Genomic DNA, 23,038 nt, shown 5'->3' with positions numbered 1-23,038 from the left:
CGCATGTCGACCCTGTTTCTGACGTGTTTCCTACGCGCCCTCGCCCAGCGCTGTCGGCGTCCCGTGGTTGAATGGCCGCGTGCCACACGACAAGTCGAGCGAGAATCTGAGCCGCGGCGAAGCAGCACACCGTGCGGGGCTCATCGACGTCGAATCGTGCCACGTCACGCTTGACTTGAGCGGCGCGCCGGACGCGGGGCAGCGAGCGTTCCCCACTGAGAGCGTCCTCGAATTCCGTGCGCGTCCGGGCGCGGAGACGTTTCTCGATTTTGTCGGCGACGACGTCACAAGCGTCGTCCTGAACGGCGAGCCGGTGGAGGTGGCGGGACTGTACGACGGCGCCCGCCTCCAGGTCCGCGGCCTCGCCGAACACAACGTCCTCGAGATCACGGGACGCGCACTGTTCAGCCGCACGGGCGAGGGGCTGCACCGTTTCGTGGACCCCGCGGACGACCAAACGTACCTCTACACGCAATGCGAGCCGGCCGACGCGAGGCGCTATTTCGCGCATTTCGACCAGCCCGACCTCAAAGCGCGGTTCTCGTTCACGATCCTCGCGCCCGACGACTGGGTCGTGAGCGCCAACGGAGCCCTTGCAGCGCAGTCCACGCTGCCAGGCACCGAGGAGGGCCCCGCCGTCGTCCGCTGGGACTTCGCCCCGACGCCGCCCATGCCGAGCTATCTCGCCGCGGTCCTCGCGGGCCCGTATCACCGGGTCGAAGATGAATGGACCGGCAGCGACCTCGACGGCACCGCGCTCAGCGTCCCCTTGGCTGCCTACTGCCGCGCGTCCCTCGCCGAGTTCTTCGATGCGGACCGCATCTTCGGGCTCACGAAGCGTGGCCTCGACTTCTATCATTCGGTCTTCGCGCCGGCGTATCCATGGGGAAAGTACGAGCAGGCGTTCGTCCCGGAGTACAACCTCGGCGCCATGGAGAACCCGGGCCTCGTCACGTTCACAGAGCAATACGTCTTCGCGTCCCGCGCGGCGGACTCGCAGTACGAGGCCCGCGCGAACACGCTCATGCATGAGATGGCCCACATGTGGTTCGGCGATCTCGTCACGATGCGCTGGTGGGACGACCTGTGGCTCAAGGAGTCGTTCGCGGAATTCATGGGGACGCTCGCCGTGGAACGTGCAACCGACTGGCAGACGTCCTGGGTGAATTTCGCGAATCGCCGCAAGGGCTGGGCGTACGTCCAGGACCAGCTCCCCACCACGCACCCGATCGTGGCGGACGTCCCCGATCTTGAGGCGGCCGAGCAGAACTTCGACGGGATCACGTACGCCAAGGGCGCGTCGGTGCTCAGACAGCTCGTCGCGTTCGTCGGCGAAGAGGCCTTCTTCGAGGCGGCCCGCGAGTACTTCGCGCGGCACGCGTTCGGCAACACGACGCTGGCCGACCTGCTCGATGCGCTCAGCGCGGCGTCGGGGCGCGCGATGGACGGATGGGCCGCGGCGTGGCTTCAGACCGCCGGCCTGCCGCTGCTCGAACCCGAGGTCGAGTACGACGGCGGTCGGCTCGCCCGCGTGGCCCTGCGGCAGACCGCGATCGACGCTGTGACCGGCGCCTCCGTGCCCCGCCCCCATCGACTGCGCGTCGGCCTCTACTCGCGCGGGCAGGCCGGGAGCATCGTGCGGACTCAGAGCATCGACGTGGAAATCGAAGGCGGATCCGCCGGCGAGCTCACCGAGCTGCCGCAGCTGACGGGCCTGCCGACGCCGGACCTCCTCCTGGTCAACGACGAGGACCTCACCTATGCCAAGGCGCGCCTCGATCCCGCGTCCGAGCAGACCGTCCGGGCTTCCCTCGGTGACATCGCCGATCCGCTCGCACGGGCTCTGTGCTGGACCGCGCTGTGGCACGCAGCCCGCGACGGCGAAGTTCCGGCCCGGGACTATGTGCGGGCCGTCGCTGCCTTCGGGCCCGCCGAGACGACCATTGGAGTCCTGCTGACGGTCCTCGACAACGCCCGCATGGCCATCGAGCGCTACACCCACGTCGAGGAGCGGGACGCCCTCAGGAACGAATATCTCGGATCGGTCGCCGCACACCTCGACGCCGCGGAGCCTGGATCCGACCACGAGCTCGCGTGGGCACGCGCCCTCGCGAAAGGCAGCAGGTACGGCGGCGGTCAGCTTGGCAGAGTGCGCGCCCTCCTGGACGACGGCGCTGTGGGCGTCTCGGCCGACGCCGAGCTGCGGTGGTCCCTCCTGCAGGCCCTCGCGGCCCAGGGGCAGGCGAGTGACGTCGAACTCGACGACGAGCTCGCGAGGGACGAGACGGCCCGCGGACGCGTCGGCCGGGCCCTCGCGGCCGCCGCGCGGCCCGATGCGAGGACGAAACGCGCCGCCTGGAGGGCCGTCGTCGACCAGGACTCGCTCTCCAACGAGCTGCTCGGAGCGACGGCGGAAGGCTTCATGCTCGGCCCCACGAGCCTTCGGACCCCCTACGTCGACGTGTACTTCGATAGCCTCGAGCGCGTGTGGTCTGAACGCTCGAACGAGATCGCGAGCCGGATCGTGACGGGACTCTTTCCTGGAGACCGGAGCCTCGGGGAAGAACAGGCTCCCGAGGATGACGAGGTGATTCGCCTCGCCGACGGGTGGCTCGTAGGCCACGAGAACGCTCCCGCGGCGCTGCGACGACTCGTCGTCGAGCAGCGTGACCACCTGCACAGGTCCCTCGTGGCACAGGAGCGATCCCGCCGCGGCTAGAGGGGCAGGTGCCTACGGCACGCGGTGAAGCCACGCGGTCGTCGCGAACTTCGTGGCCGCAAGCGCCCGCGCGGCCTCGAGCGAGGACTGCGGCAATTCAACCCGCCGGGCTCCATAGCGGCGTTCGAACGTCGCGATCATCTCCTCGATGATGGCTCCCCGGGCGAGCCCTGTCTGCCGCTTGAGGGGGTCCACTCGCTTCTGCGCGCTCGCGATCCCCTTGTCCGAGATCTTTTCGCGGCCGATTCTGAGCACCTCGGTCATCTTCGCCGCATCGATGTCGTAGCTCATGGTCACGTGGTGGAGCATGGCCCCATTGCCGAATCGCTTCTGCGCCGCGCCCCCGATCTTGCCGGCCTCGGTCGCGATGTCGTTGAGGGGCTTGTAGAACGCCTTCACCCCGACGACGGCGAGGGCCTCCATGACCCATGCGTCGAGGAACGGGTACGAGTCCGCAAACGAGAGGCCGTCCACAAGGGACGTCGGGAGATACAGCGAATACGTAATGCAGTTTCCGGCCTCCATGAACATGGCGCCGCCACCGCTCACGCGCCGGACGACCGTGATCCCGTGCCGTGCGACGGCCTCGGGATCGACCTCGTTCCGATAAGACTGGAACGTCCCGATGACCACCGAGGGCTCGTCCCAATCCCACAGGCGGAGGGTCGGCCTCCGGGTGCCCTCGCCGACCTCGCGAGTGAGCACTTCGTCGAGCGCGACCTGTTCGGTGATGTGCAGGGGCGTGGGCGGAATGACCTCCCAGTCGTGGTCTGCCCACGTCGTCGCGTGGCCCAGAGCGCGACGCACCGCGACCGCCACGGAATCCGGATCGAACCCGAACATGACCGTGCCGGGACCGGCGGCCTCCGCGACCGCGGCGCTGATGGTCGAATTGGGCGAATCGGCCGAAAGGCCGACGAGCGCGGCATTGATGTCGATGAGCGCCTCATCGGGCTCGAGGAAGAAGTCGCCGTTGATGCTCGCCCAGGTGATGGCGCCGTCGTCGGTCGCGAGGTCCGCGACCACAAGCTTGCCGCCGGGCACCTTGTATTCGCCGTGATGTTCAGCCACAGCCCCAGCCTAGTCCCGCGGCTGGGACCGCCGCCGTCTGCCAAAGAAGAAGGCGCCGCCCCGAGGGGGCGGCGCCTTCTCGCGCGGCGAGAGGCCAGATCAGGCCTTCTTGCCGAAGTTCTTGAAGCGCGCGTTGAAGCGCTCGACGCGACCGGCCGAGTCCATGATGCGCTGCTTGCCCGTGTAGAACGGGTGCGACTCCGACGAGACTTCGACGTCGATGACGGGGTAGGTGTTGCCGTCCTCCCACTCGATCGTCTTGTCCGAGGTGACGGTCGAACGGGTGAGGAACTTGACGCCGGAAGCGAGGTCGTTGAAAACGACGGGCTCGTACTTCGGGTGGATATCAGACTTCACAATAGGCCCTTTGCTTATGTCCCTGGATTTTGCCAGAGACAAGGTGTGAACGCCCTCCCGATTGGAGGGCCAGCCATCGATTTTAGCACGACGGCGAGGTCCGCCGCTGGCAGTCGACGGTCACCTCGGGCGCAGTTCCCAGAACGCGACGGCGCTCGCCGCGGCGACGTTGAGCGAGTCCACGCCCCCGCGCATCGGGATCTTCACGGCGAGGTCGACGGCGTCGAGCGTCTCGGGCAGGATGCCCGCGCCTTCCGTGCCGAGCACGAGGGCAAGCCTATCGAGGCCGCGCGCGCCGAGTTCGTCGAGATCCACGGCATCGTCCGTGAGCTCCATCGCCGCGACCACGAAGCCGAGGTCGCGCAGCTCGTCGATGCCTTCGGGCCACCCGCCCTCGGGGAGACGCGCCCACGGAACCTGGAAGACCGTGCCCATGCTCACGCGGATGCTGCGCCGGTAGAGAGGGTCGCCGCAGCGCGGCGTGACGAGCACGGCATCGATGCCGAGGGCGGCGGCTGAGCGGAAGATCGCGCCGACGTTCGTATGGTCGACAATGTCTTCGAGGATCGCGACGCGCCGCGCCCCCGCGAGGAGCTCTTCGACCGGGACGGGCGCCGGTCGGTGCATCGCGGCCATGGCGCCGCGATGAAGGTGGAAGCCGGTGATCTCCTCGAGCAGCCCAGGCGAACCGACGAACGCGGGCACCTCCGGATGCGCGGCGAGCACGTCCGCGAGGCCCTCAAGCCACTTCTCCGCGAGGAAGAAGGACCGGGGGCGGTGCCCGGCGGCGAGGGCGCGCCTCAGAACGCGCGATGACTCGGCGATGTACAGGCCCTCGGACGGCTCTCGCAGCTTGCGGAGGTGGACATCGGTGAGGTGGGTATAGTCGGCGACGCGCGGATCGTCTGCGCTGTCGATGTGGACGATGCTCATGCGGCGCTCACGGCGCGGTTCATATCGTGCCCACCGTGCATTCCGGGTCGCGGTTCACGGCGCCACGAGCTTCGCGATCATGTTCCCGAGCGCGACGACGCCGAGGAGGACGATGACGATCCTCAGGACCGTCGGCGAGAGCCGCCGTCCGATGCCGGCACCGAGGAAACCGCCGAGCAGGGAGCCGACGGCGATGAGGAGGACGGCGAGCCAGTTGATGCGGTCGAACGCGAAGAGCAGGTACGCGATCGCGGCGATAAGGTTCACGACGAGGCTCAGGATGACCTTGACCGCGTTCGACTGCTGGAGCGTCCCGTGGAAGAAGATCCCCAGGACCGCCATGAGCAGTACCCCCTGGGCGGCGGTGAAGTAGCCTCCGTAGACGCCGATGAGGAACGTGAGGACGTAGAGGATGGCGGGGAGCTTCTGGTGGTCCGCTTCCTCGGGAGTCACATGGGTCAGGGCCTGGCGCCGTTTGGCCCACGTTGAGAGCCGCGGCTGGAAGATGACGAGCAGGATCGCCGCGACAATGAGCACCGGGGCGACGTAGCCGAAGACCTTCTCGGGCAGGATCAGGAGGAGGAACGCCCCAAGAAGGCCCCCGAAGAACGAGACGGGCAGGAGCCGCACGAGCGTCCGCCTCGCGCTCGCGGCCTCCCGGCGGTAGCCCCACGCTCCCGAGAAGCCGCCGGCCACGAGTCCCATGGCGTTCGAGATGATCGAGTTGACGGGCGGGAACCCGAGCGCGACGAGGATCGGGAACGTCACGAGGGAGCCAGAGCCGACAATCGTGTTGATCGTGCCGGCCCAGAGGCCGCCGATGAAGACCAGGAGGTCGCGCCAGAACTCCACGGTCAGACGGCGGCGGGCGCGGGAGCGCGGCGTACGGCGGTGTAGCGGCCTCCGTTTGCCGTGACCTCGAGGGGCATCCCGAAGGTCGCGCCGAGGTTCTCCTCCGTCAGGACGTCGTCGATCTCGCCCTGCGCTACGACCTTGCCGTCGCGCAGCAGCAATGCGTGGGTGAAGCCCGGCGGGACTTCTTCGAGGTGGTGCGTGACGAGGATGAGGGCCGGCGCGAAGTCGTCCTGCGCGAGCTCGCTGAGCTTGTAGACGAGTTCCTCGCGGCCGCCGAGATCAAGGCCCGCGCCCGGCTCGTCGAGGAGCAGGAGCTCGGGGTCGGTCATGAGGGCTCGCGCGATCTGGACGCGCTTGCGCTCGCCCTCGCTGAGCGTGGCGAAGACCCGGCCCAGGAGCGGACCCATGCCCCATTCGTTGAGCAGGCGGAAGGCGCGACGCTCGTCGTCCTTCTCGTACAGCTCGCGCCAGCGCCCGGTCACGCCGTAGGCAGCGGTCACGACGACGTCGAGCACCTTCTCGTGCTCGGGGATCTGGTTGGCGAGGGCGGCCGATGCAAGGCCGATGCGCGGCCGGAGGTCAAAGACGTCAACCTTGCCGAGGGTCTCGTCGAGGATGCCAACGGTGCCGCGGGTGGGGTGCATCCTGGCCGCCGCAAGCTGCAGGAGGGTCGTCTTGCCCGCGCCGTTGGGGCCCAAGACAACCCACCGCTCCCCTTCCCGGACCTGCCAGTCGATACCGTCCAGCAGCGTCTTGGCTCCACGCACGACGCTGACCCCAGACAACTGGAGAACATTGCTCATGGAGAAGACCCTATTCCAGACTTCCGCCGTCGGCGAACCACGCGCGCGCTCGGTAGAATCGCGCCTATGCCATCCCGCTTCGCCCTCGTCCTCTCTGCGCGCGCACTGTCGCCCGAGTCGGGCGACGCCGCCGCCGCGCTGCTCGCCCCGCTGGGGGCCGCCGTCGGCCGCTTCGAACGCGCCGGGGACGAGCGTTACGAAGTCCTCGTTGCGGATGTCGAGCTCGACGTCGCCCGGCTGACCGAGGCGCGTCACGCCCTCGAGGGCCTTGCCGAAGCGGAAGCCGCGCTCGTTCCCTCGACGGTGCGGGATTCGGCGCGGAAGTTCCTCATCATGGACGTCGACTCGACGCTCATCCAGCAGGAGGTCATCGAGCTTCTCGCCGAGCACGCGGGGAAGCGCGCCGAAGTCGCCGCCGTGACAGAGGCCGCGATGCGCGGCGAACTCGACTTCGCCCAGAGCCTCCACGCGCGCGTTGAAACGCTCGCGGGCCTTCCCGTCGACGTCATCGACCGCGTACGGGACGCCGTCTTGCTCACGCCGGGCGCCGAGGACCTCGTGAAGGCCTATCACGCAGCGGGACACGCCGTGGCGGTTGTCTCGGGCGGCTTCAATCAGATCCTCGCCCCGCTCGCGGAACGCCTGGGCCTCGACTACTGGCGAGCCAATGAGCTCGAGATCGTGGACGGCAGGCTGACCGGCCGCGTCGTCGGAGACGTCGTGGACCGCGCGGTCAAGGAGCACAGCCTCCGTGTGTGGGCGGCCGAGCGCGGTGTGCCGCTCGAGGCGTGCGTCGCGGTGGGCGACGGCGCGAACGACCTCGACATGCTCGGCGCGGCGGGCCTCGGGGTTGCCTTCCACGCCAAGCCCGCGGTCCGCGCGGCTGCGGACGCCGCCGTCGACCTCCCGTACCTCGACGTCGTGCGGCACTTCGCGGCGGTCTGACCACGGACCTGGCCACTCGTATGGCGAGGTCTGGCCACAGGTCGAGAAAGATCTGGCCACTCGTCGGAATGCGACGAGTGGCCAGATCTCCACTGGCGAATGGTCAGCCGGTGAAGTGCCCCGCGCCGCCCACGTATTCCGTGTGACCCGTCGGGACGTCGGCCGTGACCATCTTCGCGACCTCGGCCGCGAACTCGTCCACGGAGTAGAGCTTGCCGGCCGCCTCGCGGCGCGCCTCGATGGCTCCGGGAGCAGCACGGTCCAGGAGCGTCGCGGTGATGGTGCCCTCGATCATGTCGCCCGAGACGACCACGAACGTGATCCCCCGATCCTCAAGCCACGGCACAAGCTCACGCAGGGCGACCTCCCCCGCGCGCTTGGACCGTGCGACGGGTTCGTACGCGTCCATCGTGGGCACGGTGTCGATGAAGTGCGCCTGGTGGCTCGTGACGAAGACAACGCGCGCGCCGGGCTTCATGCGCTCGGCCGCGGCCTTGAGCATGTTGACCTGGGCGTCGCGATTGAGGCGGAGCGCGTAGTCCTCGCCGAGGCCCGACTCCATGCCGCCCGACGCGTTGAGCACGAGGACGTCGAGCGAGCCGAAATGGTCGATCGCCGCCTGGGCGAGGGCCTCGACGTCGTCCACGTTCGTGAGGTCGCCGCCCACGGCGACCGCGCGACCGCCTGCAGCCTCGATGTCCGCGACGACCTTGTTCGCCCGCGGAGCCTTCTGCCGGTAGTTGATGACGACGGCGGCGCCCTCCCCCGCGAGGATCTTCGCCGTGGACGCGCCGATGCCGCGGGACGAACCCGTGACGATGGCCGTCTTGCCCGCGAGCGGCGCGTCCTGCGCCGTACCCTGCTCTGTCATGTTGCTTCCTTCCGTCGTGGAGTTCGAGGGGGGCTCAGTGGCCCATGCCGAGGCCGCCGTCGACCGGGATGACGGCGCCCGAGATGTATCCCGCCTCGTCGCTCGCGATCCAGCGCACGACGTTGGCGACCTCCTCGGCGTCGGCGAAACGGCCGGCCGGGACACGCGAGAGGTAGTCCTTCTGCGTCTCTTCGGGCAGTTCGGCCGTCATGTCCGTCTTGATGAAGCCCGGTGCCACGACGTTCGCCGTGATCCCGCGGCTGCCGAGCTCGCGCGTGAACGAGCGGGCGAGGCCTACGAGGCCAGCCTTCGAGGCCGAGTAGTTGATCTGCCCGGGGGCTCCGTAGAGGCCCGAGACCGACGAGATGAGGATCACGCGGCCCCTGCGCAGGCGGATCATGCCCTTCGATGCCCGCTTGATGACGCGGAACGCGCCGGTGAGGTTCGTGTCCAGCACGGACGTGAAGTCATCCTCGCTCATGCGGAGCAGGAGCGTGTCCTTCGTGATGCCCGCGTTGGCCACGAGTACCTCGACGGGGCCATGTGCAGCCTCGACCTCGGTGAACGCGCGATCGACCGAGGCCTCGTCGGTGACGTCGGCCTGAACGCCGAGGATCCCGTCCGGCAGCTCGGTCTGGGTGCGGTAGGTCACCGCGACCTTGTCGCCGTTGGCGACAAAGGCCTTCGCAATCGCGAGGCCGATGCCACGGTTGCCTCCCGTGACCAGGACGCTGCGCGGCGTGTGGGCTTCCGTGCTCACAGTGCTCCTTCGAAGGTGATGGTGCGGCGGCCGCGCGGGTAACGCGTGCGCGGCACCCGACAGCCGTTGTCTGTCGAGAATCCTAACTGCACGTCGAGCCCCGCAGGCCGCGAAGCAGGAAATGCTCTGGCTTCGCGCGTCATGAGCAGCGCGGCCCGCGATTCGCCCGGCTACGGCACGAGTGGGACAATAGATCGACTGGGAGTGTGATGAAGAGACTGACTGACGGGACCGGCGAGGGACCGGAGGACGAACGGACCTCCGAGGATCCTGAGGTTCACAGCATCACCTCGGCTGCCCCGGGACACAGCGAGGACATGCACAAGCGCATGGTCCGCTACGCGATCGCGATGGGCATCCGCATGGTGTGCATCATCATGCTCTTCGTCCTCGACGGATGGTTCAAGCTGATCGCCGTCGCCGGCGCCGTGTTCCTGCCGTGGGTCGCAGTCGTCATCGCGAACGCCCAGGATACGGCAGAGACCCCCAGCGATGCCCTCATCGACGCTCCCCCAGTAGCCGAGCTCGAAGGCGGGCTCGCAGCGGCACGCGAGGACGACGTCGTCCTTCAGGGTGAGCTGTTCGACGGCGAGGACGACGGCGGTACGCCCGCCAGCGGCGGGCCCGCAGGGCGCGCTGGGGACGGTGGGGACCGCGGGGACGAAGCGGGCGAGGAGAAGAGGAGCGCGTGAGTCTGCTGGGAATGCTTCCGGGCGAGGAACCCGCGGAAGCGGTGTGCTCGCGCAAGGGATGCCGCAGCGCGGCGACATGGCAGCTTCTGTGGAACAACCCCCGCATCCACACTCCCGAGCGGCGCAAGGTGTGGCTCGCGTGCGACGAGCACCGCGAATGGCTCGAGGAGTACCTCACGACGCGGTCCCTGTGGAAGGAAACCCTGCCGCACGGGGCTTCCTTGCACGGGAACGGAGGACGGTAGGTGTACCGCTTCCTCTTCTCGCGCCAATGGCTCACGTACCTCGGCCTCGCCATCCTCTTCGCGGTCGCATGCGTCCTGCTGAGCCGTTGGCAGATGGGGCGTCTCGCGGAGGCCCAGGCAGTGATCGACCTCGTCAACCGGAACTACGACGCGGCGCCCGTGCCATTCGCCCAAGCGTCCGACCAGTTCGGGCATCTCTCCGAGGGCCACGAATGGCAGCAAGTGAGCCTTCGGGGCTCCTATGAGGTCGCCGACACGCGCGTGGTCCGCAACCGCCCGCTCAACGGGCAGCCGGGCTACGAGGTCGTTGTGCCGCTCCGCCTCGACTCGGGCCAGACTGTCGTCGTCGATCGCGGCTGGCTCCCCATCGGCAACCAGGAGCAGGGCGGGCCCGACTCCGTCCCGGCGCCACCCTCGGGCGAGGTCTCCGTCGTCGTGCGCCTCCGCCCGAGCGAACCCACTCTGGACCGCGGCGCCCCCGCCGGGCAGCTCGCCTCAATCGACCTTCCGACCTACGCGGGGCAGCTTCAGTACCCGATCATGACGGGGTCGTACGGACTCATGGCGAACGAGACTCCCGCGGCCTCCGCGACCCCTGCGTCCCTCCCCAAGCCGCAGCCCGACGACGGCACGCACCTCTCCTACGCGCTTCAATGGCTCGCGTTCGGCGTCCTCATGTTCATCGGCTTCGGCTACGCGGCGCGGCAGCAGGCCCGCAACCGCGCGATCGACGCGGCGGCTGAGGCAGCCGAAGCCGCCGACGCCGCGCGCGCCCACGGCGAAGATCACGCAGAGGCCCAGCAGGCGGCCGACGATGCCGCGGCGCGCGCCGCCCGCTTCACGCCGAAGAAGCGGAAGCGGCCCACTGCCGAAGAGGAAGAGGACGCCATTCTCGACGCGCAGGGCTTCCGGTGACCGGCGCGCTTGACGGCGACCGCCCCGCCGTCGACCGCGTGCGCCGCGCCCTCCTCGCGGCGGGCCTGCCGGACACCGTCACAACGTTCGACGACGACGTGCCCACCGCGGCCGCGGCGGCGGAAGTCCTCGGATGCGAGCTCGGTGCGATCGCGAACAGCCTCGTGTTCGAGCTCGACGGCGCCCCGTTGCTCATCCTTGCGAGCGGGGCCGCCCGGGTCGATACGAAGCTCGTGGCGCGGCAGCTCGGTTCGGGGAAGATCAAGCGCGCTGCGCCCGAGTTCGTGTTGGAGCACACGGGGCAGCGCGTGGGCGGCGTCGCCCCGGTGGGGCATCCAGAGCCGTTGCGGACACTCATCGACGTGCATCTCAGGGGCTATCCCCTCCTGTGGGCGGGCGCGGGCGACCACCAGTCGATGCTCTCAATCAGCTACGCCGATCTGGCCCGGGTGACGGGCGCGGAGCCGCTCGAGGTGCGTTAGGAGAGGCCTACGCGAGCGTGATGAGGTCGAGGTAGTCCGCGCTCCAGAGGTCCTCGACGCCGTCGGGAAGGAGCACGACGCGCTCGGGGTTGAGAGCCTCGACCGCGCCTTCGTCGTGGCTCACCATGACGACCGCGCCCTTGTACGTCTTGAGGGCCCCGAGGATCTCGCGGCGGCTCGCGGGGTCGAGGTTGTTCGTGGGCTCGTCGAGGAGCAGGACGTTGGCGCTCGACGCGACGATGGTCGCGAGCGCGAGACGCGTCTTCTCGCCGCCCGAAAGGACGCCCGCGGGCTTGTCGACGTCGTCGCCCGTGAAAAGGAACGAACCGAGGATGCCGCGCACGTCCGCGTCGCCGAGGTGGTCCGGCGCGGAACGGCGCATGTTCTCGAGGACCGTGCGGTCCGGATCGAGGGTCTCGTGTTCCTGGGCGTAGTAGCCGACCTTGAGCCCGTGGCCCGGGACGACCTCGCCCGTGTCCGGCGAGTCGACGCCCGCGAGCATGCGCAGGAGCGTCGTCTTGCCCGCGCCATTGAGACCGAGGATCACGACACGCGAGCCTCGATCGATGGCGAGGTCCACATCCGTGAAGATCTCGAGCGAGCCGTACGACTTCGAAAGGCCCTCTGCCTGGAGCGGCGTCTTGCCGCAGGCTGCGGGCTCCGGGAAGCGCAGCGCGGCCACGCGGTCCGAGACGCGTTCCTCCGCGACCCCGGCGAGCAGGCGCTCGGCGCGCTTCGCCATGTTCTGCGCCGCGACGGCCTTGGTCGCCTTGGCCCGCATCTTGTTCGCCTGGTCCAGGAGCACCTGGGCCTTCTTCTCCGCGTTGGCGCGCTCCCGCCGTCGTGCGCGCTCGTCGGTCTCGCGCTGGGCGAGGTAGCGCTTCCAGCCCATGTTGTAGATGTCGATCACGGCGCGGTTCGCGTCGAGGTGGAAGACCTTGTTGACGGTCGCCTCGAGGAGCTCGACGTCGTGCGAGATGACGATGAGCCCGCCCTGATGGGCCTTGAGGAAGTCCCGCAGCCACGCGATCGAGTCGCCGTCGAGGTGGTTCGTGGGCTCGTCGAGGAGCAGCGTGTCCGCGGCCGAGTACAGGATGCGCGCGAGCTCGACGCGACGGCGCTGGCCGCCGGAGAGCGTGCGGAGCGGCTGGTTGAGGATGCGGTCCGGGAGCGCGAGGTTCGCCGAGATCGCCGCGGCCTCGGCCTCCGCCGCGTAGCCGCCGCCCGCGAGGAACTCCGACTCGAGCCGGTCGTAGCGGCCCATCGCCTTGCGCTGCACGTCCGCGTCGTCGCTCGCCATCGCTGTCTGCGCCTCGCGAAGCTTCCGGACCACGACGTCGAGGCCGCGCGCGGACAGGATGCGGTCCCGCGCGAGCTGCTCCATGTCCGGGGTCCGCGGGTCCTGGGGGAGGTAGCCGATCTCGCCGCTGCGGGTCACTTCGCCCGCCGCAGGCAGGCCCTCCCCCGCGAGAACGCGAGTGAGTGTGGTCTTGCCCGCCCCGTTTCGCCCGACCAGGCCGATCTTGTCCCCCTTGTCGATCCTGAACGTCACCTCATCCATGAGCAGGCGCGCGCCGGCACGGAGTTCGAGGTTTTGGACAGTGATCACTTTGGGAAAGGCCTTTCGGGACGCGGCCCGGATGCGGGCCTCGACCAGTCTACCGGCCGTGATTGTGGCCGCTCGCCAACGCTGGGTCCTCGCGGCTCGTGGGAGTCCCACAAAATCGGGGACGACGCCGAAACGTAGCCTTTTCGCGTAGGCGCCAGCACCCGCTGGCCGCAAGGGAGGAATCCATGAGCCAGAAGACCGCATCGGAGGGGAAGGGCGCTGCCCGCCGCTACCGTGCGTGGGACGCGCAGTCCCTCGCCCTCGTCGCCGTGTTCGCGGCACTCATCGCGGCCTCCGCCGTCGCCCCGGGCATCCCGGTGGGAAGCTTCGGCGTGCCGATCACGATCCAGACGCTTGCCATCGCCCTCACGGGGCTCGTCCTCGGGGGGACGCGCGCGGCCGCGGCCGTTGGCCTCTACCTCGTGCTGGCCTTCGCCGGGCTGCCGATCTTCTCCAACGGCCGCGCCGGGCTTCAGGTCCTCGCCGGCGGATCGGCCGGGTACATCGTCGCGTTCCTCGTCGGCGCGTTCGTGCTCGGCCTGCTCGCCCAGGCGATCATCCGCCGTTTCGGGGCGAAGCGACGCGCGCTGTGGTTCTTCGTCGCCGCGATGCTCGTCTCCGTCGTCGTCATCCATGGCTTTGGCGTGCTCGGGATGATGATCAACCTCAAGCTCTCGTGGCAGGCAGCCTTCGTCGCGGATCTGGCGTACTACCCGGGTGACATCCTCAAGAACATCGTCGCCTCGCTCGCCGCGGTTGCCGTCCACAGAGCATTCCCCGACGTGCTCGTGCGCAGGGTCAAGGGCGCGTGAGCCGCATCGAGCTCGCCGGCGTCCGCGTCGCCGTCCCCGTCGAGGATCAGCCGGAGCGGCTGATCCTCGACGGGTTGTCGGCCGTGCTCACAGAGCAGCGTGTTGCCGTGATCGGGGCCAACGGCTCGGGCAAGTCCACTCTTCTGAGGCTGCTCAATGGGCTCATCGCGCCGACGGCGGGAACCGTCACCGTCGACGGGCTCGATACCGGGCGCGACGGCCGCGCCGTTCGCCAGCGAGTCGGCTTCGTCTTCACCGATCCGCTCTCGCAGCTCGTCATGCCGACCGGGCGCGAAGACGTCGAGCTCTCGCTGCGCCGACGCCAGCGGAATCGCACCGAACGGGCGGCCGCCGCGCAGGCCGTGCTCGACCGCTTCGCTCTCGGGCCGCTCGCCGACCAGAGCGTCTACGACCTCTCAGGCGGCGAACGCCAGCTCATGGCGCTCGCCGCCGTGCTCGCCGTGGACCCCGACGTGCTCGTGCTCGACGAGCCGTCGACGCTCCTCGACCTGCGCAACCGCGAGCTCCTCCGCCGCTCGCTCGCGGGACTCGCCCAGCAGATCGTCTTCTCGACCCATGACCTCGAGCTGGCTCTCGACGCCGACCGCACCCTCGTCGTCGACCGCGGCAGGATCGCGTTCGACGGCGCGCCCGCAGACGCCGTCACCTTCTACCGCGCGCTGTGTTCGGCACCCTCCGAGGCGGCCTGATGGGCGGCCGCCCGTCCCACGGGGTCCTCGCGGGCTACGTGGCGGGCAACTCGTGGCTGCACCGCGCGCCGCTGTGGGCCAAGTTCCTCGGCGTGGTCGCGGCAGGGGCAGCGAGCTTCGTGCTGCTCGACTGGCGGGTCTCGGCGACCGCCCTCGGGGTGGTCCTCCTGGCTTGGCTCTCGGCTGGACTCGGCTGGCGGCGGCTTGCGGCCTCGGCGCGGCTGCTCGCACCGCTGTGCCTCGTACTCGGCGCGTTCCAGTGGTGGCAGCTTGGCCCCGCCACCGCGGCCCGTATTGTGCTGAACCTCGCACTGTGCTTCGTGGCCGCGGGCCTCCTCACGGCGACGGTGCCGCTGCGCACGCTGCTCGACGCCGTCGCCCGCCTCGCCCGGCCGTTCCGGCGTCTCGGGGCCAATCCGGAGCGCTTCGCCCTGGCCATCGCCATCATGCTGCGCAGCATCCCCGTCATCGCAGGCGCCTTTGACGAGGTCGGCGAAGCGGCACGGGCGCGGGGACTCGAGCGCGACGTCCGAGCACGCACGGTCCCGGTGGTGCTCTCCGCCGTGGCCTACGCCCGCCGGACTGGCGAGGCGCTCGCTGCGCGGGGCCTCGGCGACGGCGACGACGACCACGCGTAGCTCTCGCCGGACGTGACCATCCCCGGCGGTGGCCAGATCCCCACCGGCGAGTCGGGCGAGAGATGGCCAGGCGTTGGCTAGGGAGCGAGGCGGCGGGTCTCGAAGAGGGCTGCCGTCCCGATGCCGCCCGCCGAGCTGATCATTGCGAGGCATAGGTCGCCGTCCCGAAGCGACGACGCGCGGGCGAGAAGGCGGACGACAGACACGGCACCCGAAGCGCCGTAGGCATGCCCGAGGGCGAGCGCTCCGCCGTCGGCGTTGAGGACGCGGTCGAGCGACGCGTCGTCGAGGCCGAGACGGTCCGTGCACGCGAGGACCTGGCCCGCAAAGGCCTCGTTGAACTCGACGGCCGCGACCTCGCTGGCTGACACGCCGTGCTCCGCGAGGAGAGCTTCGGCCGCGGCCGCGGCACCGAGGCCGAGCCTGCGGGGATCGACGCCGACCGTCGCGGCACCCCGGAACGCGAGGGCAGTCGGTGCCGAATCGGGGAACGCGGGGACAGCGTCCGCCGAGACAACCGCGACCGCGGCAGCTCCGTCCGCGTCGAAGCACGAGTTCCCGGCCGTCACGGTGCCGACCGGCACGAACGCGGCCGGAAACCGCGCCACGAGACGCTCGTCGAGCCGCGGCCGCGGTCCGTTGTCCGTCCGCACCCACCCGCCGCGTGCGGGCACGGGCACTATTTCGCCGTCGAACGTTCCTGCCTTCAGGGCGGCGAGCGCCCGCCGGTGGCTCCGGAGGGCCAGGGCATCCTGCCGCGCGCGCGCAACGCCGGCCTCGCGGGCGACAGTCTCGGCCGCGAAGCCCATGTCGGGATCCCCGGGCTCGGCTTCGTCCGATCGCGTCGGCGCGTGCTGTGCGCGGGAGAAGAAGTCGATCTCGCCGTCTGGGCGGCGGCGACCGCGCACGGGTGCCGTGCTGATCGACTCGGCTCCCCCCGCGAGATACGCCCGCCCCGCCCCGGCCTGCACGAGGCGGCACGCGAGAACGATCGCATCGAGGCCCGAGCCGCATTGCCTGTCGACCGTGAGCCCCGGGAGCGTGTCGGGAAGTCCCCCCTCGAGCGCTGCCAGGCGGGCCACGTTGCCCCCTCCGCCAACGGCGTTGCCCGCGATGACGTCGGCGAACTGCGCGCTCGGCAGGCCCGTGCGTTCGACGACGGCCCGGAGGACCGGGGCGAGCAGGCGATGCACGGGAATGTCCGCGAACGCCGTTCCCGCCCTCGCGAGCGGCGTGCGAAGCCCCGCGATGACGAGCGGAGCGCTCGCCGTATCAGGCGAGTGGCCGCGCACGCGCGTCCCCCTCGAGCACCCACCGCTGGAACTGGGTGCGGCTGAGCTTTCCCCGCTCCGTGACGGGCAGTTCGTCGAGCTCGAAGTACTGCAGCGGCCGCTTGGAGGGTGACAGGCGCCCCTCGAGCCCCGCGCGGAGCTGAAGCTGGCACAGGCCGGCGTGGGCGGGCACGACACCCGCGACAACGCGCTGCCCGCGGATGTCGTCGGGGATGCCCGCCGCGACGACCTCGGCCACCCCCGGGAGCATCGCCAGCGCCGCTTCGACCTCATGCGGGTAGACGTTGTGCCCTCCCGTGTTGATCATGTCTTGGGTGCGCCCCAGGACATGCAGCTCTCCGTCCTTGAGGAAGCCCTGATCACGGACCGTGCACCACTCGCCGAGCCGTGTGAACGCCTGGCCGTCGTCGCCCCATACATAGCCGTCGCTCACGAGCCCGCTCCGGACGCTGATGTTCCCCGTTTCGCCGTCGGGGAGGGGGACGCCGTCGTCGTCCAGGATCGCGAGGTCCACGCCGGGAAACGCGCGGCCGACGGCGGTGCCCACCTCCGCGGGCCCCGCGCCGGGCGCATGGGCGGTCGCGGCGACGAAGCTGAGCTCGGAAGCCCCGTAGTACTCCCACACGACGGCCTGGGGCGCCCATCGCCGCACGGCCTCGAGGGTGCGGCGGTCGAGCTTCTGGCCTGAGCACACGATCGCCGTGATCCCGCTCGCGTCGACGTCGCCCGCGAAGCCACGCTCGGCGAGCACGCGCAGCATCGTGGGAACGAGCACGAGGCGCGTGATGCCCCGGCGGCGGATCTCGGCGTGGGCGTCGCCGACATCGAATGCGGGAAGGGTATGGAACGATGCACCGCAATAGAGGGACTCGGACAGCGTGTAGAGGTTGAGGCTCGCTGAGAGCGGCCCGGGGGCGAGGACCCTGTCCTCGGATGTGAGGCCGAAGAGCGTGATCGACGCGTCGAATGAGCTCCTCCACGAGGCTCTGGTCCGGGAGAACGCCTTGGGGACGGACGTGGTGCCCGAGGTCAATCCGACGAGGAAGCTCGACTCGGGCGCGCCGTCGCGAAGCTCGGCGGGCCCGGGCCGGGTGTGAGCCCAGCGCGTCACGAGAAGTCCCCGGACCTCGTCGGAAAGCGCTGCGGGCCAATGCGGGTCGAGGACCGCGCATTCGCGGTCGCCGGCGACGCCTGCCGCCCACCGGACGGCGAAGTCGACGCCGTTGCCTGACTGGAGAACCCGCAGATCCTGCCCGCTGCCCGCAAGCCGCGTCGCGGAGGCGGCGAGCTCGCCCCACGTAAGGTGTTCCGGTCCGCAGACGACGGCGGGCTCGTCCGCCTTCTCGGCGGCCCACCAGGACAACCGGTCCACGAAAGGCATCCTCCGAGTCTATCGGCGCGCGGACTCGTTCCCCCACCGAACAACGCTCGAGACACACGACGACGGCGGCCGGTAACCTTCCGCGGGGAAGGCCGCCGGCCGCCGTCGTCAGCTGCGATGCCTAGATGTTGAAACCGAGCGCGCGCATCTGGTCGCGCCCGTCCTCGGTGATCCGATCGGGGCCCCACGGCGGCATCCACACCCAGTTGAGGCGCCACTCGTCCACGACTCCATCGAGGGCCTGGCCCACCTGCTCCTCGAGGATGTCGGTCAAAGGGCAGGCTGCGGTGGTCAGGGTCATGCTGATGAGCAGCGCCCCGTCCTCGCCGTATTCGAGCCCATAGACCAGCCCCAGGTCCACGACGTTGACGCCCAGTTCGGGGTCAATCACGTCCTTGAGCCGCTCCTCGACGTCCTCGAGCGAGGTCTGGCCCGGCTCAAGCCCGGCCACAGGGGTATCAGACACGGTGTCTCCTTTTGGTCAGGCCTGGACGTGAACCGCGGAGCCGGCGCCGGCGAGGTAGCGGTCGTAGCCCTCTTCCTCGAGGCGGTCGGCGAGCTCGGGGCCGCCCTGCTCGGCGATCTTGCCGTCGACGAACACGTGGACGAACTCCGGCTTGATGTAGCGCAGGATGCGCGTGTAGTGGGTGATGAGCAGCGTGCCCATGTTGCCGGCCGCGTGGGCTCGGTTGACGCCTTCGGAGACGACCTTCAGGGCGTCGACGTCGAGGCCGGAGTCCGTCTCGTCGAGGACGGCGAACTTCGGCTTGAAGAGCTCGAGCTGGAGAATCTCGACGCGCTTCTTCTCGCCGCCCGAGAAGCCCTCGTTGACGTTGCGCTGGGCGAAGTCCGCGTCGATGCGCAGCTGCGCCATCGCATCCTTGACCTCTTTCGTCCACGTGCGGATCGCCGGGGCCTTGCCGTCGATCGCCGCCTTCGCGGTGCGGAGGAAGTTGGTCATCGTGACGCCCGGGACCTCGACGGGGTACTGCATCGCGAGGAAGAGGCCGGCGCGGGCGCGCTCGTCGACGCTCATGGCGAGGACGTCTTCGCCGTCGAGCGTGATCGAGCCCGACGTGACGGTGTAGCGCGGGTGGCCCGCGATCGTCGAGGCGAGCGTGGACTTGCCCGAGCCGTTGGGGCCCATGATCGCGTGCGTCTCGCCCGTCTTCACGGTGAGCGTCACGCCCTTGAGGATCTCCTTGACGCCCTGCTCGGTCTCGATCGAGACGTGCAGGTCCTTGATCTCCAGAGTCGACATGTGTTTTCTCCTAGTGCCCCTTGGCGCGGGGCTGTGCTCTAACGGTGCCCGGCGCCGCCGGACCAATCCTTGGGGTCAGTTGTCTCCGGCCTCGAGCTCGCGCTCGACGGCCTCGGTGAGGTGCTCTTCGATGGAGGGAACGCCGATCTTCTGGATGATCTCGTTCAGGAAGCCGCGCACCACGAGGCGACGGGCCACATCCTCCGGGATGCCGCGTGCCATGAGGTAGAAGAGGTGCTCGTCGTCGAACCGGCCGGTCGCACTTGCATGGCCCGCTCCCTCGATGAGGCCCGTCTCGATCTCGAGGTTCGGCACGGAATCCGCGCGGCAGCCATCCGTCAGGACGAGGTTCTGGTTCTTCTCGTAGCTGTCGGTGCCCTCGGCCTGCTTCTGGATGAGCACGTCGCCGACCCACACCGTGTGCGCATCCTTGCCCTGCAGCGCGCCCTTGTAGAGCACGTTGGAGATGCAGTTGGGCTGCGCGTGGTCGATGAACGTGCGGTGCTCGAGGTGCTGGCCGGCGTCCGCGAAGTAGAGGCCGTACACCTCGGCCTCGCCGCCCGGTTGGGCGAAGCGGACGGTCGGCGTCAGGCGCACGAGCGAGCCGCCGAGACTCACGGCGACGTGCTTGATCTTCGCCTCGCGGCCCACCTTCACCTGCTGCGACGACACGTGGACGGAATCGTCCGACCATTCCTGGAGCGTCACGACGGTCAGGTCTGCGCGGTCGCCGACGACGACCTCGACGTTCTCGGAGACGATCGCCTGGCCTTCATGGTTGAGGACGACGACGGCGCGAGCCCCCTCCTCGGCGATGATCACCACGTGCTGGGCTGCCGCGGCGAGGCCCTCGCCCGCGAGAGTCACGAGGATCCGGTCCTCGAGCTCGGTGCCCGCGGGAATCGTCACGACGGTCGCGTCGATGAAGTGCGCCCACGCGTTGGCGGACACGCGGTCCTCGGGGATTCCAGCGGAGCCGATCCGGGCGTCGTCGCGGCCGACGGTCTCGACCCGGACCGATGCCGGGGCCTCGACAGCGACAGCCGGGGCGGCGCCGTCGAGCGCGTCCTTGTGCAGGCCGCCGAGGCGGCGGAGCGGCGTGAAGCGCCAGTCCTCCTCCGTGCCCTTGAGCTCGGGGAAGTCCGCGAGGCTGTAGGACGTGAGGCGACCCGCACGCGAGCTGTCGGGGATGCCGTAGCCGCCGCCGTGCGAGTGGCTCTTCGACGCGGCACCGCCGAGCGGGCCCGTGACGACGGGCTCGGGCGAGAGGCTCTCGCCCTCCTCCGTGAAGCCGGCGATCGACGGCGCGCCGATTCGCGCCTTTTCGTACACTGTTTCTCGCACTGCCTCCTGCGCGGTATCCGCCACAGCGCGTTCCGAAATTTCAGTCATTAACCGACGGACCCTTCCATCTGCAGTTCGATGAGGCGGTTCAGCTCGAGGGCGTACTCCATGGGGAGCTCGCGCGCAATCGGCTCGATGAAGCCGCGCACGATCATGGCCATGGCCTCGTCCTCGGGAAGCCCGCGAGACATCAGGTAGAAAAGCTGCTCTTCGCTCACGCGGGACACCGTGGCCTCGTGGCCGAGCACCACGTCGTCCTCACGGATGTCGATGTACGGGTACGTGTCGGAGCGCGAGATCGTGTCGACGAGCAGAGCGTCGCAGCGAACCGTGTTGGCCGAGTGCTTGGCGCCCTCGCGCACCTGGACGAGGCCGCGGTAGGCCGCGCGGCCGCCGCCGCGAGCCACGGACTTGGACACGATCGAGGACTTCGTGTTCGGCGCGATGTGCACCATCTTCGAGCCCGTGTCCTGGTGCTGGCCCTCGCCCGCGAACGCGATCGAGAGGGTCTCGCCCTTCGCGTGCTCGCCCACGAGGTACACGGCCGGGTACTTCATGGTGACCTTGGAGCCGATGTTGCCGTCGATCCACTCCATCGTCGCGCCCTCGTGGCAGACGGCGCGCTTGGTGACGAGGTTGTAGACGTTGGTCGACCAGTTCTGGATCGTCGTGTAGCGGACGCGGGCGCCCTTCTTGACGATGATCTCGACGACGGCCGAGTGCAGCGAGTCCGACGAGTAGATCGGCGCCGTGCAGCCTTCGATGTAATGGACGTAGGAATCCTCGTCCGCGATGATGAGCGTGCGCTCGAACTGGCCCATGTTCTCCGTGTTGATGCGGAAGTAGGCCTGGAGCGGGATCTCGACGTGGACGCCCTTCGGCACGTAGACGAACGAGCCGCCGGACCACACGGCCGTGTTGAGCGACGCGAACTTGTTGTCGCCGACAGGGATGACCGTTCCGAAGTACTCCTTGAAGAACTCCGGGTGCTCCTTGAGCGCGGTATCGGTGTCGAGGAAGATCACGCCCTGCTTCTCGAGGTCCTCGCGGATCTGGTGGTACACGACCTCGGACTCATACTGGGCGGCGACGCCGGCGACGAGGCGGCTGCGCTCTGCCTCCGGGATGCCGAGCTTCTCGTACGTCGAGCGGATGTCCTCGGGGAGGTCCTCCCACGATTCCGCCTGCTTCTCGGTCGAGCGCACGAAGTACTTGATGTTGTCGAAGTCGATGCCGGAGAGATCGGCGCCCCACAGCGGCATCGGCTTGCGGTCGAAATACTTGAGGCCCTTGAGGCGCAGGTCGAGCATCCACTCGGGCTCGCCCTTCTTGCCGGAGATGTCGCGGACGACCTCCTCGTCGAGCCCACGGCGGGCGTTGGCGCCCGCAACGTCCGAGTCGGCCCAGCCGTACTCGTAGTTGCCGATCCCGTGGAGCTCGGGGTTCTTCTCGAGAATCTCCGAGATCACCGTAGGCTCAACGTCCACGGCATGCTTCTCGGCCAATTGATCCGTCATCACGGCCTCTCGTTTCGTAGGGCTTCATTAACGTCGGGGGCTTGGTCAACGTGGCGGTCTGACGTGCCGGAAAATGGCAGCCGACCGCCGCGTCCCGTGGGAATGTGGGTCGTGCAGACGTGCCCCCCGCTCGCGAGGGTCGAGAGCCGCCGCACATCGACGCCGAGGAGGCGTGAGAAGACCGCGGTCTCCGTATCGCAGAAGGCGGGGAACTCGGCGGCGAGCTGCTGCACAGGGCAGTGCCCTTGGCATAGCTGGACGCTTGCCATGTGGGCGGGAAGCGGTGCGCGGCTTGCAACCTCGGCGGCGGAAGCCACGAAGCCGTCGTTCGTGAGCGCCTCCGCCAGCGCGCGCGAACGCGCCGCGACGTCGTCGCCCGCCGCGTCGACGATCGGCTGATAGCGGCGCTCCATGGCGCCGAAGCGCTCCTCGGCGAAGTCCTCGACGGCGCCCGGCCCAGCCAGTTCGGCGAGCCGGTGAAGCGCGGTGCGCGCAATGTCCAGATAATCGTCGCCGATCGACGATTGGCCTCGCGACGTCAGGACGTAGCGACGGGCGGGCCGTCCCGCGCCCATGCCAGACGTGGCGACGCGCTTGACCTCGACGACGCCTTCGCGTGTCAGCGCGTCGAGATGCCTGCGCACAGCCGCGGGCGTGACGTTGAGCATCTCCCCCAGATCAGCGGCGCTCACCGGACCGTGCTCGAGAACGGCTCCCAGGACGCGGTTGCGCGTGCGGTCCTCGGCGTCGCCGGCGGCGCGGCTACCGGCGGCACGCTTGCTCGGGTTCTGTTCGGCCACGGAATACACAAAACAATCATTGCCTA

24 protein-coding genes are annotated in these 23,038 nt (G+C 69.3%); 9 read left to right on the top strand and 15 right to left on the bottom strand.

Annotated features, from left to right (window positions below):
* The first annotated feature begins 79 nt into the window (after positions 1-79).
* On the top strand, positions 80-2,719 hold the full coding sequence (gene pepN, locus RBS12_RS01585) for an aminopeptidase N (RefSeq protein WP_307964286.1): 2,640 nt from the start codon (positions 80-82) through the stop codon (positions 2,717-2,719).
* Between the two features lie 12 nt (positions 2,720-2,731).
* Here the strand turns inward: pepN and RBS12_RS01580 are convergent, their stop codons facing one another.
* The 5 genes from RBS12_RS01580 to RBS12_RS01560 all read right to left on the bottom strand — a co-directional run bounded on the left by RBS12_RS01580 (position 2,732) and on the right by RBS12_RS01560 (position 6,738).
* A complete protein-coding gene (locus RBS12_RS01580) occupies positions 2,732-3,790 on the bottom strand; it encodes a biotin/lipoate A/B protein ligase family protein (RefSeq protein WP_307964285.1) in 1,059 nt (352 codons plus the stop codon).
* 99 nt (positions 3,791-3,889) lie between these two features.
* Positions 3,890-4,147: a type B 50S ribosomal protein L31 gene (locus tag RBS12_RS01575; RefSeq protein WP_307964284.1), complete on the bottom strand. Its 258-nt coding sequence runs from the start codon at positions 4,145-4,147 to the stop codon at positions 3,890-3,892.
* 120 nt (positions 4,148-4,267) lie between these two features.
* Complete coding sequence (locus RBS12_RS01570) at positions 4,268-5,080, bottom strand: RNA methyltransferase (RefSeq protein ID WP_307964283.1); 813 nt, start codon at positions 5,078-5,080, stop codon at positions 4,268-4,270.
* A 54-nt stretch (positions 5,081-5,134) separates the two neighbouring features.
* The gene (locus RBS12_RS01565) at positions 5,135-5,932 is read right to left on the bottom strand and encodes a sulfite exporter TauE/SafE family protein (protein ID WP_307964282.1); all 798 of its coding nucleotides are present in this window, start codon (positions 5,930-5,932) and stop codon (positions 5,135-5,137) included.
* A 2-nt stretch (positions 5,933-5,934) separates the two neighbouring features.
* On the bottom strand, positions 5,935-6,738 hold the full coding sequence (locus RBS12_RS01560; RefSeq protein WP_307964281.1) for an ABC transporter ATP-binding protein: 804 nt from the start codon (positions 6,736-6,738) through the stop codon (positions 5,935-5,937).
* Positions 6,739-6,804: 66 nt separating this feature from the next.
* On the opposite strand from RBS12_RS01560, the gene serB reads away from it, so the two are divergent.
* The gene (serB, locus tag RBS12_RS01555) at positions 6,805-7,683 is read left to right on the top strand and encodes a phosphoserine phosphatase SerB (protein ID WP_307964280.1); all 879 of its coding nucleotides are present in this window, start codon (positions 6,805-6,807) and stop codon (positions 7,681-7,683) included.
* Between the two features lie 103 nt (positions 7,684-7,786).
* On the opposite strand, the gene RBS12_RS01550 is transcribed toward serB, so the two are convergent.
* Both RBS12_RS01550 and RBS12_RS01545 read right to left on the bottom strand, forming a co-directional pair.
* Positions 7,787-8,554, bottom strand: coding sequence for an SDR family oxidoreductase (locus RBS12_RS01550; RefSeq protein WP_307964279.1), 768 nt, complete (start codon positions 8,552-8,554; stop codon positions 7,787-7,789).
* Positions 8,555-8,588: 34 nt separating this feature from the next.
* Positions 8,589-9,314, bottom strand: coding sequence for a beta-ketoacyl-ACP reductase (locus tag RBS12_RS01545; RefSeq protein WP_307964278.1), 726 nt, complete (start codon positions 9,312-9,314; stop codon positions 8,589-8,591).
* A gap of 209 nt (positions 9,315-9,523) precedes the next feature.
* Here RBS12_RS01545 and RBS12_RS01540 point away from each other — a divergent pair, with 209 nt between their 5' ends.
* The 4 genes from RBS12_RS01540 to RBS12_RS01525 are packed head-to-tail and all read left to right on the top strand — an operon-like array spanning position 9,524 to position 11,648.
* A complete protein-coding gene (locus tag RBS12_RS01540) occupies positions 9,524-10,006 on the top strand; it encodes a DUF3099 domain-containing protein (RefSeq protein ID WP_307964277.1) in 483 nt (160 codons plus the stop codon).
* A gap of 11 nt (positions 10,007-10,017) precedes the next feature.
* A complete protein-coding gene (locus RBS12_RS01535) occupies positions 10,018-10,251 on the top strand; it encodes a hypothetical protein (protein ID WP_307964513.1) in 234 nt (77 codons plus the stop codon).
* The gene (locus tag RBS12_RS01530) at positions 10,252-11,166 is read left to right on the top strand and encodes an SURF1 family protein (RefSeq protein WP_307964276.1); all 915 of its coding nucleotides are present in this window, start codon (positions 10,252-10,254) and stop codon (positions 11,164-11,166) included.
* Positions 11,163-11,648, top strand: coding sequence for a YbaK/EbsC family protein (locus RBS12_RS01525; protein WP_307964275.1), 486 nt, complete (start codon positions 11,163-11,165; stop codon positions 11,646-11,648). Before RBS12_RS01530 ends, RBS12_RS01525 begins: the two co-directional genes overlap by 4 nt.
* A gap of 7 nt (positions 11,649-11,655) precedes the next feature.
* Here the strand turns inward: RBS12_RS01525 and RBS12_RS01520 are convergent, their stop codons facing one another.
* Complete coding sequence (locus RBS12_RS01520) at positions 11,656-13,257, bottom strand: ABC-F family ATP-binding cassette domain-containing protein (RefSeq protein ID WP_307964274.1); 1,602 nt, start codon at positions 13,255-13,257, stop codon at positions 11,656-11,658.
* Between the two features lie 185 nt (positions 13,258-13,442).
* On the opposite strand from RBS12_RS01520, the gene RBS12_RS01515 reads away from it, so the two are divergent.
* Genes RBS12_RS01515 through RBS12_RS01505 form a run of 3 tightly spaced genes read left to right on the top strand, consistent with a single transcriptional unit; the run spans position 13,443 to position 15,417 of the window.
* Entirely contained in the window at positions 13,443-14,069 is a 627-nt protein-coding gene (locus tag RBS12_RS01515; protein ID WP_307964273.1) for a biotin transporter BioY, read from the top strand.
* Complete coding sequence (locus tag RBS12_RS01510; RefSeq protein ID WP_307964272.1) at positions 14,066-14,779, top strand: ABC transporter ATP-binding protein; 714 nt, start codon at positions 14,066-14,068, stop codon at positions 14,777-14,779. Before RBS12_RS01515 ends, RBS12_RS01510 begins: the two co-directional genes overlap by 4 nt.
* Entirely contained in the window at positions 14,779-15,417 is a 639-nt protein-coding gene (locus tag RBS12_RS01505; RefSeq protein ID WP_307964271.1) for an energy-coupling factor transporter transmembrane protein EcfT, read from the top strand. The genes RBS12_RS01510 and RBS12_RS01505 overlap by 1 nt, the downstream gene beginning before the upstream one ends.
* A 77-nt stretch (positions 15,418-15,494) precedes the next feature.
* Here RBS12_RS01505 and RBS12_RS01500 read toward each other — a convergent pair whose 3' ends face one another.
* From RBS12_RS01500 to RBS12_RS01470, 7 genes are all read right to left on the bottom strand, one after another.
* The gene (locus RBS12_RS01500) at positions 15,495-16,709 is read right to left on the bottom strand and encodes a thiolase family protein (RefSeq protein WP_307964270.1); all 1,215 of its coding nucleotides are present in this window, start codon (positions 16,707-16,709) and stop codon (positions 15,495-15,497) included.
* Positions 16,690-18,090 (bottom strand): AMP-binding protein, encoded by a 1,401-nt coding sequence (locus RBS12_RS01495; RefSeq protein WP_307964269.1) that lies wholly within the window; start codon positions 18,088-18,090, stop codon positions 16,690-16,692. The genes RBS12_RS01500 and RBS12_RS01495 overlap by 20 nt, the downstream gene beginning before the upstream one ends.
* 121 nt (positions 18,091-18,211) lie before the next feature.
* Positions 18,212-18,556 (bottom strand): metal-sulfur cluster assembly factor, encoded by a 345-nt coding sequence (locus RBS12_RS01490; RefSeq protein WP_373886451.1) that lies wholly within the window; start codon positions 18,554-18,556, stop codon positions 18,212-18,214.
* 15 nt (positions 18,557-18,571) lie between these two features.
* Entirely contained in the window at positions 18,572-19,351 is a 780-nt protein-coding gene (sufC, locus tag RBS12_RS01485) for a Fe-S cluster assembly ATPase SufC (protein ID WP_307964268.1), read from the bottom strand.
* Positions 19,352-19,426: 75 nt separating this feature from the next.
* Positions 19,427-20,743: a Fe-S cluster assembly protein SufD gene (gene sufD / locus RBS12_RS01480; RefSeq protein WP_307964267.1), complete on the bottom strand. Its 1,317-nt coding sequence runs from the start codon at positions 20,741-20,743 to the stop codon at positions 19,427-19,429.
* Positions 20,743-22,212 (bottom strand): Fe-S cluster assembly protein SufB, encoded by a 1,470-nt coding sequence (gene sufB, locus RBS12_RS01475; protein WP_307964266.1) that lies wholly within the window; start codon positions 22,210-22,212, stop codon positions 20,743-20,745. Before sufB ends, sufD begins: the two co-directional genes overlap by 1 nt.
* Complete coding sequence (locus RBS12_RS01470; protein WP_307964265.1) at positions 22,212-23,021, bottom strand: winged helix-turn-helix transcriptional regulator; 810 nt, start codon at positions 23,019-23,021, stop codon at positions 22,212-22,214. The genes sufB and RBS12_RS01470 overlap by 1 nt, the downstream gene beginning before the upstream one ends.
* Positions 23,022-23,038 lie beyond the last annotated feature (17 nt).

It is taken from the genome of Sinomonas sp. ASV322, assembly GCF_030908245.1.
GTDB lineage: Bacteria > Actinomycetota > Actinomycetes > Actinomycetales > Micrococcaceae > Sinomonas.
This window is presented reverse-complemented; position numbering and strand designations above follow the sequence as displayed.

Bases quoted from the DNA above. Each gene is read 5' to 3' on its own strand.
- RBS12_RS01570 (WP_307964283.1), bottom strand. From the start codon at position 5,080: ATGAGCATCGTCCACATCGACAGCGCAGACGATCCGCGCGTCGCCGAC.
- RBS12_RS01560 (WP_307964281.1), bottom strand. From the start codon at position 6,738: ATGAGCAATGTTCTCCAGTTGTCTGGGGTCAGCGTCGTGCGTGGAGCC.
- serB (WP_307964280.1), top strand. From the start codon at position 6,805: ATGCCATCCCGCTTCGCCCTCGTCCTCTCTGCGCGCGCACTGTCGCCC.
- RBS12_RS01550 (WP_307964279.1), bottom strand. From the start codon at position 8,554: ATGACAGAGCAGGGTACGGCGCAGGACGCGCCGCTCGCGGGCAAGACG.
- RBS12_RS01540 (WP_307964277.1), top strand. From the start codon at position 9,524: ATGAAGAGACTGACTGACGGGACCGGCGAGGGACCGGAGGACGAACGG.
- RBS12_RS01535 (WP_307964513.1), top strand. From the start codon at position 10,018: ATGCTTCCGGGCGAGGAACCCGCGGAAGCGGTGTGCTCGCGCAAGGGA.
- RBS12_RS01515 (WP_307964273.1), top strand. From the start codon at position 13,443: ATGAGCCAGAAGACCGCATCGGAGGGGAAGGGCGCTGCCCGCCGCTAC.
- RBS12_RS01505 (WP_307964271.1), top strand. From the start codon at position 14,779: ATGGGCGGCCGCCCGTCCCACGGGGTCCTCGCGGGCTACGTGGCGGGC.
- RBS12_RS01495 (WP_307964269.1), bottom strand. From the start codon at position 18,090: ATGCCTTTCGTGGACCGGTTGTCCTGGTGGGCCGCCGAGAAGGCGGAC.
- sufC (WP_307964268.1), bottom strand. From the start codon at position 19,351: ATGTCGACTCTGGAGATCAAGGACCTGCACGTCTCGATCGAGACCGAG.
- sufD (WP_307964267.1), bottom strand. From the start codon at position 20,743: ATGACTGAAATTTCGGAACGCGCTGTGGCGGATACCGCGCAGGAGGCA.
- sufB (WP_307964266.1), bottom strand. From the start codon at position 22,212: ATGACGGATCAATTGGCCGAGAAGCATGCCGTGGACGTTGAGCCTACG.